This window comes from Pseudoalteromonas sp. S3785 (genome assembly GCF_005887365.1).
GTDB lineage: Bacteria > Pseudomonadota > Gammaproteobacteria > Enterobacterales > Alteromonadaceae > Pseudoalteromonas.
The window spans coordinates 86332-100391 of record NZ_PNCT01000005.1; the positions used below are offsets into that span (position 1 = coordinate 86332).

The 14060-nt window shown below is 42.4% G+C and carries 14 protein-coding genes; 11 read left to right on the top strand and 3 right to left on the bottom strand.

Features of this window, described 5'->3' with window-relative positions; translation table 11 throughout:
- Nucleotides 1-20 precede the first annotated feature (20 nt).
- Nucleotides 21-1001, top strand: a complete 981-nt coding sequence (locus CWC17_RS01895) for a glutathione S-transferase family protein (RefSeq protein ID WP_138611941.1) — start codon at nt 21-23, stop codon at nt 999-1001.
- 70 nt (nt 1002-1071) lie between these two features.
- Here the strand turns inward: CWC17_RS01895 and CWC17_RS01900 are convergent, their stop codons facing one another.
- From CWC17_RS01900 to CWC17_RS01910, 3 genes are read right to left on the bottom strand one after another with little or no spacing between them, the layout of a single operon-like run.
- On the bottom strand, nt 1072-1314 hold the full coding sequence (locus CWC17_RS01900; protein WP_055017502.1) for a hypothetical protein: 243 nt from the start codon (nt 1312-1314) through the stop codon (nt 1072-1074).
- Between the two features lie 10 nt (nt 1315-1324).
- A complete protein-coding gene (locus CWC17_RS01905) occupies nt 1325-1771 on the bottom strand; it encodes a threonine/serine exporter family protein (protein WP_138611942.1) in 447 nt (148 codons plus the stop codon).
- Between the two features lie 5 nt (nt 1772-1776).
- Complete coding sequence (locus CWC17_RS01910) at nt 1777-2115, bottom strand: DUF883 domain-containing protein (RefSeq protein ID WP_082422669.1); 339 nt, start codon at nt 2113-2115, stop codon at nt 1777-1779.
- An 862-nt stretch (nt 2116-2977) separates the two neighbouring features.
- On the opposite strand from CWC17_RS01910, the gene mraZ reads away from it, so the two are divergent.
- From mraZ to murG, 10 genes are read left to right on the top strand one after another with little or no spacing between them, the layout of a single operon-like run.
- Nucleotides 2978-3436, top strand: a complete 459-nt coding sequence (gene mraZ / locus CWC17_RS01915) for a division/cell wall cluster transcriptional repressor MraZ (RefSeq protein WP_004589407.1) — start codon at nt 2978-2980, stop codon at nt 3434-3436.
- Nucleotides 3437-3464: 28 nt separating this feature from the next.
- On the top strand, nt 3465-4403 hold the full coding sequence (rsmH, locus tag CWC17_RS01920; RefSeq protein ID WP_055014178.1) for a 16S rRNA (cytosine(1402)-N(4))-methyltransferase RsmH: 939 nt from the start codon (nt 3465-3467) through the stop codon (nt 4401-4403).
- A complete protein-coding gene (gene ftsL, locus CWC17_RS01925) occupies nt 4400-4726 on the top strand; it encodes a cell division protein FtsL (RefSeq protein ID WP_055014177.1) in 327 nt (108 codons plus the stop codon). The genes rsmH and ftsL overlap by 4 nt, the downstream gene beginning before the upstream one ends.
- The gene (locus CWC17_RS01930; RefSeq protein ID WP_138611943.1) at nt 4723-6540 is read left to right on the top strand and encodes a penicillin-binding transpeptidase domain-containing protein; all 1818 of its coding nucleotides are present in this window, start codon (nt 4723-4725) and stop codon (nt 6538-6540) included. Before ftsL ends, CWC17_RS01930 begins: the two co-directional genes overlap by 4 nt.
- The gene (gene murE / locus CWC17_RS01935) at nt 6533-8011 is read left to right on the top strand and encodes a UDP-N-acetylmuramoyl-L-alanyl-D-glutamate--2,6-diaminopimelate ligase (RefSeq protein ID WP_138611944.1); all 1479 of its coding nucleotides are present in this window, start codon (nt 6533-6535) and stop codon (nt 8009-8011) included. The genes CWC17_RS01930 and murE overlap by 8 nt, the downstream gene beginning before the upstream one ends.
- Nucleotides 8008-9390: a UDP-N-acetylmuramoyl-tripeptide--D-alanyl-D-alanine ligase gene (locus tag CWC17_RS01940; protein WP_138611945.1), complete on the top strand. Its 1383-nt coding sequence runs from the start codon at nt 8008-8010 to the stop codon at nt 9388-9390. The genes murE and CWC17_RS01940 overlap by 4 nt, the downstream gene beginning before the upstream one ends.
- Nucleotides 9390-10472 carry a phospho-N-acetylmuramoyl-pentapeptide-transferase gene (mraY, locus tag CWC17_RS01945; protein WP_138541374.1) on the top strand — a complete coding sequence of 361 codons (1083 nt, stop codon included), beginning with the start codon at nt 9390-9392 and terminating at the stop codon, nt 10470-10472. Before CWC17_RS01940 ends, mraY begins: the two co-directional genes overlap by 1 nt.
- Entirely contained in the window at nt 10473-11807 is a 1335-nt protein-coding gene (murD, locus tag CWC17_RS01950) for a UDP-N-acetylmuramoyl-L-alanine--D-glutamate ligase (protein ID WP_138611946.1), read from the top strand.
- Nucleotides 11804-12979 carry a cell division protein FtsW gene (gene ftsW, locus CWC17_RS01955; RefSeq protein ID WP_138611947.1) on the top strand — a complete coding sequence of 392 codons (1176 nt, stop codon included), beginning with the start codon at nt 11804-11806 and terminating at the stop codon, nt 12977-12979. Before murD ends, ftsW begins: the two co-directional genes overlap by 4 nt.
- Nucleotides 12976-14052: an undecaprenyldiphospho-muramoylpentapeptide beta-N-acetylglucosaminyltransferase gene (murG, locus tag CWC17_RS01960; RefSeq protein ID WP_138611948.1), complete on the top strand. Its 1077-nt coding sequence runs from the start codon at nt 12976-12978 to the stop codon at nt 14050-14052. The genes ftsW and murG overlap by 4 nt, the downstream gene beginning before the upstream one ends.
- Nucleotides 14053-14060 lie beyond the last annotated feature (8 nt).

Consider the following 14060-nt stretch of genomic DNA (forward strand, 5'->3'; position numbering starts at 1 on the left):
CGTTAACTGAGGAGGTTATTATGGGTTTATTAGTTGATGGCCAATGGCAAGATAAATGGTACGACACTGACTCGAATAATGGTAAATTTAAACGTGAGGCAGCAAAGCTTCGTAATTGGATCACAAAAGATGGTAGCCCCGGCCCTACAGGAAGCGGCGGGTTTAAAGCGCAAGCAAATCGTTACCACTTATATGTTTCTTTAGCATGCCCGTGGGCGCATCGCACACTTATATTTAGACAGCTAAAAGGCCTAAGCGATATCATTAGCGTATCGGTCGTCAGCCCTGATATGTTAGATAAGGGCTGGAGCTTTGATTTAGATAAGCTAAGTAGCGGTGATGATTTATTTAATAGTGAATACTTACATCAAATTTATACTAAGCACGATGCAAATTACAGTGGGCGAGTAACTGTCCCTGTACTTTGGGATAAGCAGCAAAATAAAATTGTTAGTAATGAGTCTGAAGATATTATTCGTATGTTTAATAGTGCGTTTAACGAAATTACTCATAATACGGATGACTATTACCCGCAATCACTTCAAGCTGATATTGACGAAATTAACGACCTTGTTTATGCCAATATTAATAACGGGGTATATAAAGCGGGTTTTGCAACCACGCAAACAGCATACGAAGATGCATTTACTGCGTTATTTAAAGCACTTGATAAAGTAGAGGACATACTAAGTAAAAACCGTTACCTGACGGGGGGCAGATTAACCGAGGCAGATTGGCGTTTATTTACAACACTCATCCGGTTTGACAGCGTGTATGTAGGGCATTTTAAGTGTAATTTACGCACTATAGAAAGCTACCCAGCGCTCAGTAACTATGTTCGTGAATTATACCAAATAGAGGGAGTGGCCAGTACGGTAGACTTTAAGCATATTAAGCGACATTACTATTTTAGCCACAAAATGATTAATCCAACGCGAGTTATCCCAGAAGGTCCTGCCCTGAACTTTAGCCAAAACCATAACAGATCGTCGTTAGGCTAAGTGCTATTTGAGTACAGCACAATAAGTAGCAATTGCACTCATAAAAAAGCGTGTATGCTTGCAATTGCTGCTATGCAAATAATTTTACTAGCCAGCCGTATTTACGCACAAAACTGTTTTCACTTTTACCTGCCTGCAGCGTTGCACCAGCTAAAAAAGCAGAGGCCAATCCTACCTTAGTCGCTGCAAAACGTTTAAAGCGGTACTTTATTGCTGCATGGTGCTGGCGCTTTAATGCGTGCTGTAAATCCATTTGCTTATTTAACGTGTCAACGTTCTCATTGGGTTCTTTAATTAGAAAATTAACGAGCATGGTTATTTCCTTATAGATTTAAAAGTTGCCTCACACTTTTAATCGTTTTACTAAAACCAATTTTGTTGCTTAGGTAAACGGTATTTCGCCAAAGCCAAACTAAACAGATTATCTGCGCTAGTGCTGCCGTAGCAAAACTCAGCCAGACTGAGCCAAATAAATCGTATACACCGTAACCAATTGCACCCAGTAAGCCGGCCCACAACAAAATCAAACCACTGGCAAAACATCCTAAAAATATAGTGATCAACGCCATTGATCGTAACGACAGCTTCCACTCAGCCTTTGCAAGTTGGTGGGTAAGCTTTCCTTGCGTTTTATAATCCTCCTTGAGCTGGTCAGAGTATTCAATGATCTTTGCTATATGATCCTGCCAATCGTCCTTTTGAGTAGGGTCTTCAGTCGTTTGATTTTGAGCATTACCATCCGTGGTTGCTGTTGTTTGTGAGCTACTCATTATTTTTACTTACGACGAAATAATGACGTTACAAGCATACCAGCCGCAAAAGCAATACCTGCTGTTGCTAGAGGATTTTCTGAAGCAAAGGCACGTGTTTTAGCGCTGCACTCAGATAATTTTTCGCGGGCAATAAGTTGTTTTTCACTTAGCGCTTCTGCAGAGCTTGAAGCACCTTTGCGAACGCTAGATTCAGCAATCGAAGCCTTACTTGAAAGCGCATCTACCGCATCATGTGCCACAGAGGTTGCTTTTTCTGTAAGCGGAGCTTCACTTTCTTTTTGTTTAAGATCAGGTTTCATGTTTGTTTCAGTATTCGGTTTTGTATTTGTTGCAGTAGCCATAATCAATCCTTAATAAATAAAATAAAAAATTTAACTGGTGCTATAGCAGATGCAACGATTAAACCAACCATTAAAAATATTTTAACTGTTTGATTTAGTTGTTTTTATTGTTTTATGGCAGGGCGCGGTAGATTAAATTAAAAGCAGCATGAAGTAAGTATTGCTGCCGTGCTAAGTAAATTTTACATGGCTATAAACCTAGGGCTGTTTACCTTTCGAGATTTAATTTGCAGCAGTCTGTTTGGGATTTAGGCAAGGTAGAGCCTATGTAGTGTGGTTATTCCCCATAAATAGGCGATAACGACGTATAAATGTCAAACAGGCGCTGCCCGAAGGGTTCTGCCTAGGGGGCATTTACGCTTTGTTGCCTACATGGATGTAGGTAAGAGGCGTGAGCAGGACGCGGAAGCTTTACTCGGTTTTTACTTATTCTTACATGGATGTAAGTCATTAGAATAACGCAGGAGCAGTTATCGAGCCCACTAGGTTACAAACCTCACGCCGCGATTAAATGCCCCCTAGATTGAACAAATTATAATCCTTAAAGGTCAACAGGCCCTAGATTCATTTTTTTGTAATTATTCATCGATTATTCAGTAAGCAAATTATGTAAACCAAACGTTATTAGTAACGCTTAAAGAAAATTTTATCTACTACCTCCACTTTTTCCCACGTAATTCAATCGCTTTGCATAAAGCCTTATTTTTTCTAGCTTAGCGAGACGTTAAAGCTGGTCAGCTTACTTGACAAAAAGGCTTGTCAAGCCCTAAACTGGAGCACTGTGGTAAAAAGTGGTTTTTAGTGGATCTAACTGGATCAAATTAATCGAAACGCGATTACACAATTTAAAAGTAGGCTTTTTATGTTTCGTGGCGCTAGTTCACTGAGCTTGGATGATAAAGGACGTTTTGCGGTACCGACTAAGTACCGAGACGCTTTGCTGTCTGAAGATCAAGGAACGGTAATATGTACCATTGCGCTAAACGAACCGTGTTTATGGTTGTATCCTCTTGCACAGTGGCAAGAAATAGAAAGCCGCTTGTCTAAAATCTCTAATATGAATCCACGTGCTCGCCGAATGCAACGTATGTTGTTAGGTAATGCCACAGAGTATCAACTTGATAAAAATGGTCGGATTTTGCTGGCGCCTTCATTGCGTAGCCACGCAGAACTTGGCAAAAAGATCATGCTAGTTGGTTTAATGAATAAATTTGAAATTTGGGATGAAGCGCGTTGGCACGAACAAATGCGCCAAGACACTGAGCTGGAAAGACTCGGCGATTTTGAAGCAAACCAAGATTTAGATAATTTCACACTCTAACGGCACTAAAAAAGGCAAACACAAGCTAATGACTGCGCAATTTGAACACGTATCCGTATTAATGGACGAAACCATCGATGCTCTTGCAATTAAGCCAGACGGCATATACATGGATGGTACTTTTGGACGTGGCGGACACTCGGGTCAAATACTTGCTCGCCTTGGAGAACAAGGGCGTTTACAAGCCATTGACCAAGACCCTCAAGCGATAAAATCGGCTGAAAAGTTTGCCGATGACAGTCGCTTTGCTATAGCTCACACCCGCTTTTCCAATTTGTACGATGTTGCAGAGCAAAACGATCTGTTAGGTAAAGTTGATGGCATTTTGTTAGATATTGGTGTTTCTTCACCTCAACTTGATGACGCAGAGCGTGGCTTTAGTTTTATGAAAGACGGCCCCCTCGATATGCGTATGGACCCAACAAGTGGGCGCAGTGCAGCACAATGGCTGGCCGAAGCTGAACTTGAAGACATTACCCATGTAATTAAAACCTACGGTGAAGAAAAGTTTGGCAAGCGTATAGCCCATAAAGTACTAGAAGTTAGAGAACACACACCCATTACCACAACCAAACAGCTTGCTGATTTAGTCGATGAAGCGGTGCCTGTAAAAGATAAATTTAAACACCCAGCCACACGTACATTTCAGGCAATCAGAATTTACATAAACAGTGAACTGGAAGAAATTCAAACCGCATTGCAAGCCGCTGTAAAAGTATTAAAGCCGGGTGGGCGTTTAGTGGTGATTTCTTTTCATTCACTTGAAGACAGAATTGTGAAGCAGTTTATTAGAAAACAGAGTAAGGGAGAAGCGATACCCAGAGGTCTGCCTTTAACCGACGCACAAATAAATAAAAACCTGACGTTAAAAGCAGTGGGTAAAGCTATTAAACCAAGTGCTGAAGAAATTGAGCGTAATCCTCGCTCTCGCAGCTCAGTACTTAGGATTGCACAGAGGCTTGGATGAACACTAAAGCGAATAATCGCCAACCCAATTTATTTTTAGAAATATTAAAAGGCCTAGGAGCTAATAAGCTAACCTCGGCCTTGTTGGTTGTGATATTCGCTTCAAGCCTTGCGGTCGTGCAGGTTACTCACTCTGCTCGTGCGCAGCTAATTAAACAAGATACGCTGTTACAAGAGCGTGATGAACTTGATTTAGAGTGGCGCTATTTACTTGTAGAAGAAGAGTTCTATTCGCAGCATGCGCGCATTGAAGAAGTGGCTACCACACAGCTTGAAATGAAGCGCCCTACCAGTCAGGACGAACAGGTAATAATAATACAATGAGAAATCGCGGCAAAAAGCAGGTCAATAACTTAATCACATGGCGTTTTATGCTGGTATGCACTGTGGTGTTTTTAGTGTTTGTAACACTGGTGTCGCGTGCTGCCTATTTACAAGTTATTGAGCCAGATAAAGCCCGTTCAGAAAGCGATAAACGCACCGTGCGCGTTGAAAAACTGCATGTACAACGCGGAATGATCTTCGACCGTCAAGGTAAAGAGCTTGCTGTAAGTGTGCCTGTCGTTAGTGTGTATGCCGATCCTAAAGCATTGCATAAGTCGCTTGTTGCTAAAGTTATAAAACAGGCGCGTAAAAACGGTGAAGATCATAAAACCTTGGCTGAAAATGTAGCCGAGCTAGATAAACGTACTTCAGCATATTACGAAAATGATCTACGCTGGCGTGAGCTGGCAGATGTATTACGTATTGATCCTAACAAAATTAACTCGCGGTTATTAAACGATCCCACCCGTCGATTTGTGTATTTAAAGCGCCAAGTAACCCCTGCTGTTGCCAACTACATAAGCCAATTACGTTTACCAGGTATTCATTTATTAGATGAGTCTAAACGGTATTACCCGGCAGGAGAGGTAACAGCGCACATCATAGGTTTTACAAATATTGATGGAAAAGGCATAGAAGGTATTGAAAAGCTTTACGAAAATGCCTTAACGGGCGAAGAAGGTCGCCGTACTATTCGTAAAGATGCCCAAGGGCGCGAAGTTGAAGTACTTGATGAGCGTGAACGCGTAGAGCCTGAAAACATTCAGCTAAGTATTGATCAGCGCATTCAAGCGATTGCTTATAAAGCAGTTAAATCTGCCGTGCTTACGTATAAAGCGACCTCAGGGTCAGCCATGGTGGTTGATGTCAAAACTGGTGAAGTACTGGCCATGGTAAATAGCCCATCATTTAACCCTAATAACTTAAACGACGCACAACCTCATAAACGTCGTAATCGTGCAATTACCGATTTGTTTGAACCAGGTTCAACCGTTAAGCCACTAGCCATTTTAGCTGGGCTAGACTACGGCGCAATTAAAGCCGACGACACCATTGATACCTACCCAGGTTGGATGCGTTTAGGCGGCAGTTTAGTAAAAGATACCCGTAACCACGGTGAAATGACGCTTCGCGAAATTTTAAAGTACTCATCAAACATGGGTGTGGCTAAAGTAACGCAACAAGTACCTAAAGATTACTTAGTTGGTTTATATCAAAAAGTGGGGTTTGGTAGCGATACGGGCACAGGTATGGTTGGCGAAAGCAGCGGCTTATTTTACCCAAACCGCCGCTGGTCTGATTTTGAAATTGCCACGTTATCGTTTGGCTACGCTATTTCGGTAAGTACGGCGCAAATGGCCCGTTTTTACACCATGTTAGGTGCCGGTGGGATTAATCGCCCACTTACTATTTTAAAGCAAGATGGTGTGCCAGAAGGCGAACGTATTTTTAAACAAAAAGACGTAGAAGCCGTTGTTCACATGATGGAAAGCGTGTTTGAAAAAGACGGTACAGCGCGTAACGTTAAAGTAGATGGCTACCGCGCAGCAGGTAAAACTGGTACATCTAAAAAAGCAGTTGCTGGTGGTTACGGTGATGAATACGTAGGTTATTTTGCAGGTGTAGCGCCGGCAAGTAACCCACGCTTGGCTGTGGTAGTGATGATCAATGAGCCTGGCGGCGATGTGTACTATGGAGGTGCCACCGCAGGCCCTGCATTTGCAGAAATCGTCTCTAACGCATTAAGAATATTAAACGTAGCCCCTGATAAGGAAGAAGTGGCGTACGTAAAAGGTAAAGATAACGATGCGTGATTTAAAGGCTATTTTAAAATACATCGACATAGATGCACCTTCGCAGCTAGTTAAAAATTTACGCCTTGATAGCCGTGATGTAACACCAGGTGATGTATTTGTGGCGATAAAAGGCCATGCACTTGATGGCGGCCAGTTTATTGCCAAAGCAATCGAAAATGGTGCTACAGCCATTATTGCCGATAGACTGTGCGAATTTGACGTTGAATTTGAGCCTCTTTATTTAGTAACAGAGCTTGATAAAAAACTCCCAGAGCTGGCAAGCCAATTTTATGAAAACCCAAGCCGGTCACTTGATTTAATTGGCGTAACGGGCACTAATGGTAAATCAACAACAACAGCCATGATGGCGCATTTAGCGCAGTTTTGTAGTACAGAATCGGCCATTATAGGCACATTAGGCTATGGCCACCCAGATACACTAACGCCACTTATTAATACCACGCCTTCAGCTGTTGATTTGCAGCACATATTGCATGACTTAAAGCAGCAGCATAAAAAGCTTGTCGCGATGGAGGTTTCATCGCACGGATTAGTGCAGCAGCGCGTGGCTCAATGCCAATTTAAAGCGGCGGTGTTTACTAATTTATCGCGTGATCACCTTGATTACCATGGTGATATGGCAAGTTATGGCGACGCTAAGCTAATGCTGTTTCGCGATTTTGACCCCGACCTTGTGGTACTAAATCAAGACGATGGGCAAGCAGAGCAATGGCTTGAAAAATACAGTTTTAATAACTTAATTTGCTATGGTCGGAAAAATTTAGCGCCGCAAGATGCGCGTTATGTTTATTTTTCTGATGTGGAATACTCTAAAAATGGTATTTCGGCGCAATTGAGCACAAGTTGGGGTGACGTTAGCGTAACATCGCCTCTATTTGGTGAGTTTAACTTATATAATTTAACGGCAGCACTGGCAACATTGCTAGGGCTTGGTTACCCGCTTGAGCAGTTAGCCGCCGGATGCGCGCATTTGCACCCCGTAGCAGGTCGTATGCAAGCGTTTAGCGAAGTGAATTTACCTACGTGCGTTGTTGATTACGCTCATACCCCAGATGCACTTGCATTGGCTTTACAGGCATTACAAAAGCATGTGCCTGGTGGGGTTAGCTGTGTTTTTGGCTGTGGCGGCGACAGAGATAAAGGCAAGCGTGCTTTAATGGCACAAGCTGCAGAGCAAAATGCAGATAAGGTGATTGTTACCAGCGACAACCCCCGTTCAGAAAACCCAGATGCTATTTTAGCAGATGTGGCTGCGGGTTTATCGCAGCCTGAAAAAGCCCATTTAGAAGCTGACAGAGCAAAAGCCATTCGCTATGCAATAGAAAATGCAAATGCGGATGACGTAATTTTAATTGCAGGCAAAGGCCACGAGGATTACCAAATTATTGGCGATCAACGTATCCACTTTTGCGATCGCAGTTATGTAAAAGAACAACTAAAAAAAGCAGTAAGAGGGATAACTCAATGATCCCAATGGATTTTGATTGGCTGGCAAATGTGCTAGCAACCGATTATCTAGGTGATAATCTCAATGTAGTAAATATTAATACCGATACCCGCAGTATTTGCGAAGGAGAGGTGTTTTTAGCGTTAAAAGGGCCTAATTTTGATGGCCATAAATTTATTGCTGACGCTAAACAAAAAGGCGCTATTGGCGTTATTGTGCAGCACAAAGTAGATGTAGATATACCGCAGTTTGTTGTTAGCGATACCCGTATTGCATTAGGCAATATAGGTGCAGCAGTTATGGCGCAGGTTAATCCTAAAACCATTGCTATTACGGGCAGTGTAGGTAAAACAACGGTAAAAGAAATGTGCGCTGCGATTTTATCGGTGCATGGAGATGTGCTTGCTACAAAAGGTAATTTTAATAACGATATTGGCGTGCCGCTTACGCTATTACGTTTAGAGCCGCAGCACCGTTTTGCTGTTATAGAGCTTGGTGCCAACCACTTAGGCGAAATTGCTTATACAACCGCCATGGCTAAACCCGATGTAGCTGTGGTGTGTAATGTCGCCGCTGCGCATTTAGAGGGCTTTGGTAGCCTAATGGGCGTTGCTAAGGCAAAAGGTGAGATTTTTGATGGCCTGAAAGAGGATGGCGTTGCCATTGTTAACTGCGATAGCGAATTTAGCCAGTACTGGCTTGATAAATTAAAAGGGCGCACTGTTAAGTGTTTTTCAAGTACTGAAAAACTTGATATTTGGGCTGAAAATATCAGCCTAGACAAAAACGCTCGCGCGAGCTTTTTATTGTGCACACCAGATCAAAAAGTACCCGTAACGCTTGCTCTTCCTGGTAAGCACAACGTAAGCAATGCGCTTATTGCCGCAGCTTTAACCAGTGAGTTTGACGTATCGCTTGAAGAAATAGCCACAGCACTTGCCACCATGGGGGATGTAAAAGGACGTGTAAATTTAATAAAAGTGAGTGAGTCACTCACTGTTATTGATGACACCTATAACGCTAATGTTAAGTCGGTAAAAGCTGCCATTGATTTATTAAGTGATATTCAAGGGCACCGTATTTTCGCACTGGGCGATATGGGAGAGCTTGGTGAAGATGCCAGAACTTACCATCAAGAAGTAGGTGAATACGCAAAACAGCAAGGTATAGATGAGCTGTATACGCTGGGTGTGTTAAGTAAATACGCAAGCGATGTGTTTGATAAGCCAAACCGTCATTTTTCTAATCGCGAAGAAATGCTCAAGCAAATTCAAACCAGTCTTAACAATACAAATAGTAAAACCACACTTGTGGTGAAAGGATCGCGCAGTTCTCGCATGGAATTATTAGTAACCGATTTAGTAAATGGCCAGCAACAAGCCATCAATGGAGCATCATAATGTTAGTTTGGCTGGCAGAGTATTTAACCCAATATTACAGTGGCTTTAATGTTTTTTCGTATTTAACCCTACGCGCCATTTTAGGGATATTAACAGCGTTAATGATGTCGCTTTATTTTGGTCCTAAGCTCATTCGATCATTACAAAAAATGCAAATTGGCCAAGTAGTGCGTGATGATGGACCAGAATCTCACTTATCTAAAAAAGGCACTCCTACAATGGGAGGCTTACTCATTTTAGGCGCCATATTTACCAGCACCTTATTATGGGCTGACCTATCGAATAAATACGTATGGGCAACTTTATTTGTAATTGGCTCATTAGGTTTAGTTGGCTTTATAGATGACTACCGTAAAGTAATACGCAAAGACCCTAAAGGACTAATTGCTAAATGGAAGTATTTTTGGCAATCGGTTATTGCTTTAGTGGTTGCTACTGCATTGTATACCTCCAGTACACACGCATCAGAAACCTCATTGGTTGTGCCATTTTTTAAAGATGTATTGCCACAGTTAGGCTTGTTATACATTGTGATTACTTATTTTGCATTAGTGGGAACTTCAAACGCGGTAAACCTGACTGATGGCTTAGATGGCCTAGCGATTGTACCTACTATTTTAGTGGCTGCCGCACTGGCCATCATTGCTTATTTAACCGGTAATATTAATTTTTCGGCTTATTTACATATTCCGCATTTACCGCTTGCCAGTGAGCTTGTGGTTGTATGTACCGCTATTGTTGGCGCGGGCCTAGGCTTTTTATGGTTTAACACGTACCCAGCCCAGGTGTTTATGGGCGATGTAGGGTCTTTGGCACTTGGCGGCGCGCTGGGCATAATTGCAATTTTAGTACGCCAAGAGCTACTGCTTATTATTATGGGCGGTGTGTTTGTAATGGAGGCCTTATCGGTAATTTTACAGGTTGGCTCATATAAACTACGCGGACAGCGCATTTTTAGAATGGCGCCTATTCATCATCATTACGAGCTAAAAGGTTGGCCAGAGCCACGTGTTATTGTGCGCTTTTGGATTATTTCAATTGTGCTAGTGCTTGCTGGCCTTGCGACATTAAAGATTCGATAAATGCAGTATTTAAACGAGATAAAAAACAAACATATAACAGTGCTCGGACTCGGTGTAACCGGTCTGGGCATTGTGCGTTTTTTATTATCTCATGGTTTTGCACCAAAGGTTGTTGATAGCCGTGTTGCGCCACCTGGTATGGACTGGCTTAGCGAACACGCACCTGAGCTTGATACGTATTTTGGTGACTTAGAAAACGCTGCACTTTGTAAAACCGACATGATCATCATAAGCCCTGGGCTTAGCTTAAAAATCCCCGCAATTGTTCAAGCAATAGAGTCAGGCGTTGAGGTCATTGGTGATGTTGAGCTGTTTGCTCGTATAAATACTAAACCCGTTGTTGCTGTCACAGGCTCTAATGGTAAATCAACCGTTGTTACGCTTGCGTATGAAGTACTTAAAGCTGCAGGTTACAAAGTGGCATTAGGTGGCAATATTGGTACTGCGGTACTTGACTTATTAAGCGATGATTTTGATGTGTATGTGCTCGAGCTTTCAAGTTTTCAGCTGGATACTTGCTCGAACTTAAAACCGATAAGCGCAGCGGTATTAAATATATCTGAAGATCATTTAGATCGTTACGACAGTTACCAAGCCTATATCGACTCTAAATTAAGTATTTATAACAATGCTGAGCTTTTAGTAACAAACGCAGATGACATTCAAACTAAGCCTATTAGCCACTCTTTAGCGCCACAAATGAGTTTTGGCACCGACCAAGGTGATTATCGCTTAGCCCAACATAATAATAAGCTGCACTTTATAGTAAAAGGTGAAGCGTTTTTACCTGTTAGCACGCTTTCGGTAGTTGGTAAGCACAATTACTTAAATACACTGGCGGTAATGGCGTTATTAAGCCCGTTTGATATTAGTAAAGATCAATATACTGCAGCGCTTGGCCAATTTAATGGTTTAGCGCACCGTTGTCAGTTTGTTGGTGAGCAAAATGGGGTCAAATATTTTAACGACTCTAAAGCTACCAATGTGGGTGCCACTATAGCAGCTATAGATAGTTTGGCCTCAGCTCATGAAAACCTAATTGTAATAGCCGGTGGTGATGCCAAAGGCGCTGATTTAAGTGCGTTAACGCCCTATATAAAAAATCATGTAAAAGCACTTGTTTGCTTTGGCAAAGATGCAGATAAACTTGCTGCATTAAGCAGTAAATCGCACTTAGTAAACACAATGCAAGAGGCGGTATCACTGGCTAAAGTGCTCAGTAAGCGCGGCGATATTGTATTACTTGCGCCTGCCTGTGCCAGCATTGATATGTATAACAACTACATGCAACGCGGTGATGACTTTGTGCAATGTGTTAAGGAAGGGCTAATATGATTGCCTTTGCCGATTTAAAAGAAACGCTCACTCCAAAACCTTCAGCACAGCTTTATGACGTGCCACTGCTTTATTGCATGTTAATGCTTATAGGGGTGGGTTTTATAATGGTGACCAGCGCCTCAATGCCCACAGCCGAAAGGCTGTTTGATAACTCATACCATATTACCATTCGCCACAGCATGTTTTTAGCAATGGCATTTATTTTATTTTGGATTGCCGCCAGTGTCCCTATGGATTGGTGGAAACGCTCAAACCCGTATTTGTTATTGCTTGGCATGGTGCTGCTTATTGCGGTGTTAATAATAGGCCGCGAAGTTAACGGCGCAAAACGTTGGATTCCCATTGGACCTGTTGGTTTTCAGGTGGCTGAGGCCGCCAAATTATACTTTTTCAGTTATATAGCTGGCTACTTGGTAAGAAAGCGTGAAGAAGTACAAGAAAATATTAAGGGCTTTGCAAAGCCTATTGCTGTATTTGCGGTGTATGCCTTACTCATTTTATTGCAGCCCGATTTAGGGACCGTAGTAGTTATGTTTGTAACAACAGTGGGGCTGTTATTTTTGGCCGGCGCGAAGCTGTGGCAGTTTTTTGTACTCATTTTAACGGGCATAGGGCTTGTTGTATTACTGATTATTGTAGAGCCATACAGAATGGCGCGAGTTGTAGGCTTTTTAGACCCTTGGGAAGACCCATTTGGAAAAGGGTATCAGTTAGTGCAGTCGCTTATGGCCTACAGCCAAGGGGGCTGGTTTGGCCAAGGGTTAGGTAACAGCGTTCAAAAGTTACAGTATTTACCCGAGGCTCATAACGACTTTATTTTTGCTGTTATAGGTGAAGAGCTAGGCCTTGTAGGTGTAGCAAGTATTTTATGTGTGTTGGCTGTGTTTGTATTTAGGGCGCTTTTAATAGGCCAGCAAGCGTTAAAGTGTGGCAAAGAATACGAAGGCTATTTTGCGTTTGCTATTGGCATTTGGTTTGCGTTTCAAACCATGGTTAATGTAGGCGCCAGTGCAGGGTTATTACCGACTAAAGGGTTAACCTTGCCGTTTATTTCGTATGGTGGTTCAAGTTTATTAATCATGACGATTGCCACCGGTATTTTATTGCGTGTTGATTTTGAAACTAAAATGGCAACCAAACAAGCCACCTCACGCGGAGGTAAACGATGAGTAAAAAATTAGTAGTTGTGGCTGGCGGTACAGGTGGGCATATATTCCCTGGTATTGCTGTAGCCGATTATTTAAAAGAGCAAGGCTGGCAAGTAAGCTGGATAGGCACGCCAGACAGAATGGAAGCGGATGTTGTACCAAAGCATAACATTGAGATTGATTTTATTAATGTAAAAGGCGTTCGCGGTAATGGTTTAAAGCGTCTTATTAAAGCTCCATTCATGGTACTTAATGCAATATTGCAAGCGCATAAGGTATTGAAATTTCAGCAACCAGATGTTGTGCTTGCTATGGGCGGCTATGTAACTGGACCAACGGGGATTGCGGCTAAAAGTTTAGGTATCCCACTGGTGATTCATGAGCAAAATGCAGTGGCAGGTATGAGTAACAAATGGTTGGCAAAATTTGCTAACAAAGTACTTGCTGCGTTTCCAAGCGCCTTTGCACCAGGGCAAGCTGAATTAGTCGGTAATCCAGTACGTGCAAGCGTTGCTAATGTCGCTAAACGTGATGTTTCAAGCCCTGTAAATATTTTAGTGGTGGGGGGCTCGTTAGGCGCACAAGTGCTTAACCAAACACTACCAGAGGCATTTAGTTTACTTGCTAAAATAGCGCCAATTAAAGTGTGGCACCAAACAGGTAAAGGCCATATTGAGGGTGTACAAAGTGCGTATGCGCAAAACAACATTGCAGATGAAGACCTAAAAGTTGCTGAATTTATAGATGATATGGACGCCGCCTACGCGTGGGCCGATATTGTTATTTGCCGTGCTGGTGCACTTACTGTTAGTGAAATCGCCGCCGCAGGTAAAATGGCTGTGTTTGTGCCGTTTCCACATGCGGTAGACGATCATCAAACCGCCAACGCAAAGTATTTAGTAACCGCAAATGGCGCGCTTTTAATGCCTCAGCCCCAGTTTAATAAAGACTCGATAGTTGAGCTATTAAACCCGTATTTGGCAAAGCCTATATTAATTAAACAAATGGCCAGTAATGCTAAGCAACAAGCCATTTTAGATGCCACAGCAAGCGTTGCCTCGCACTGTGAGCAAGTAACAAATAAGAGAAAATAAGTGAAAGA

Bases quoted from the DNA above. Each gene is read 5' to 3' on its own strand.
- rsmH (WP_055014178.1), top strand. From the start codon at position 3,465: ATGACTGCGCAATTTGAACACGTATCCGTATTAATGGACGAAACCATC.
- mraY (WP_138541374.1), top strand. From the start codon at position 9,390: ATGTTAGTTTGGCTGGCAGAGTATTTAACCCAATATTACAGTGGCTTT.
- CWC17_RS01900 (WP_055017502.1), bottom strand. From the start codon at position 1,314: ATGCTCGTTAATTTTCTAATTAAAGAACCCAATGAGAACGTTGACACG.
- ftsL (WP_055014177.1), top strand. From the start codon at position 4,400: ATGAACACTAAAGCGAATAATCGCCAACCCAATTTATTTTTAGAAATA.
- murG (WP_138611948.1), top strand. From the start codon at position 12,976: ATGAGTAAAAAATTAGTAGTTGTGGCTGGCGGTACAGGTGGGCATATA.
- murE (WP_138611944.1), top strand. From the start codon at position 6,533: ATGCGTGATTTAAAGGCTATTTTAAAATACATCGACATAGATGCACCT.
- CWC17_RS01905 (WP_138611942.1), bottom strand. From the start codon at position 1,771: ATGAGTAGCTCACAAACAACAGCAACCACGGATGGTAATGCTCAAAAT.
- CWC17_RS01940 (WP_138611945.1), top strand. From the start codon at position 8,008: ATGATCCCAATGGATTTTGATTGGCTGGCAAATGTGCTAGCAACCGAT.
- CWC17_RS01910 (WP_082422669.1), bottom strand. From the start codon at position 2,115: ATGGCTACTGCAACAAATACAAAACCGAATACTGAAACAAACATGAAA.
- mraZ (WP_004589407.1), top strand. From the start codon at position 2,978: ATGTTTCGTGGCGCTAGTTCACTGAGCTTGGATGATAAAGGACGTTTT.
- murD (WP_138611946.1), top strand. From the start codon at position 10,473: ATGCAGTATTTAAACGAGATAAAAAACAAACATATAACAGTGCTCGGA.
- CWC17_RS01895 (WP_138611941.1), top strand. From the start codon at position 21: ATGGGTTTATTAGTTGATGGCCAATGGCAAGATAAATGGTACGACACT.
- CWC17_RS01930 (WP_138611943.1), top strand. From the start codon at position 4,723: ATGAGAAATCGCGGCAAAAAGCAGGTCAATAACTTAATCACATGGCGT.
- ftsW (WP_138611947.1), top strand. From the start codon at position 11,804: ATGATTGCCTTTGCCGATTTAAAAGAAACGCTCACTCCAAAACCTTCA.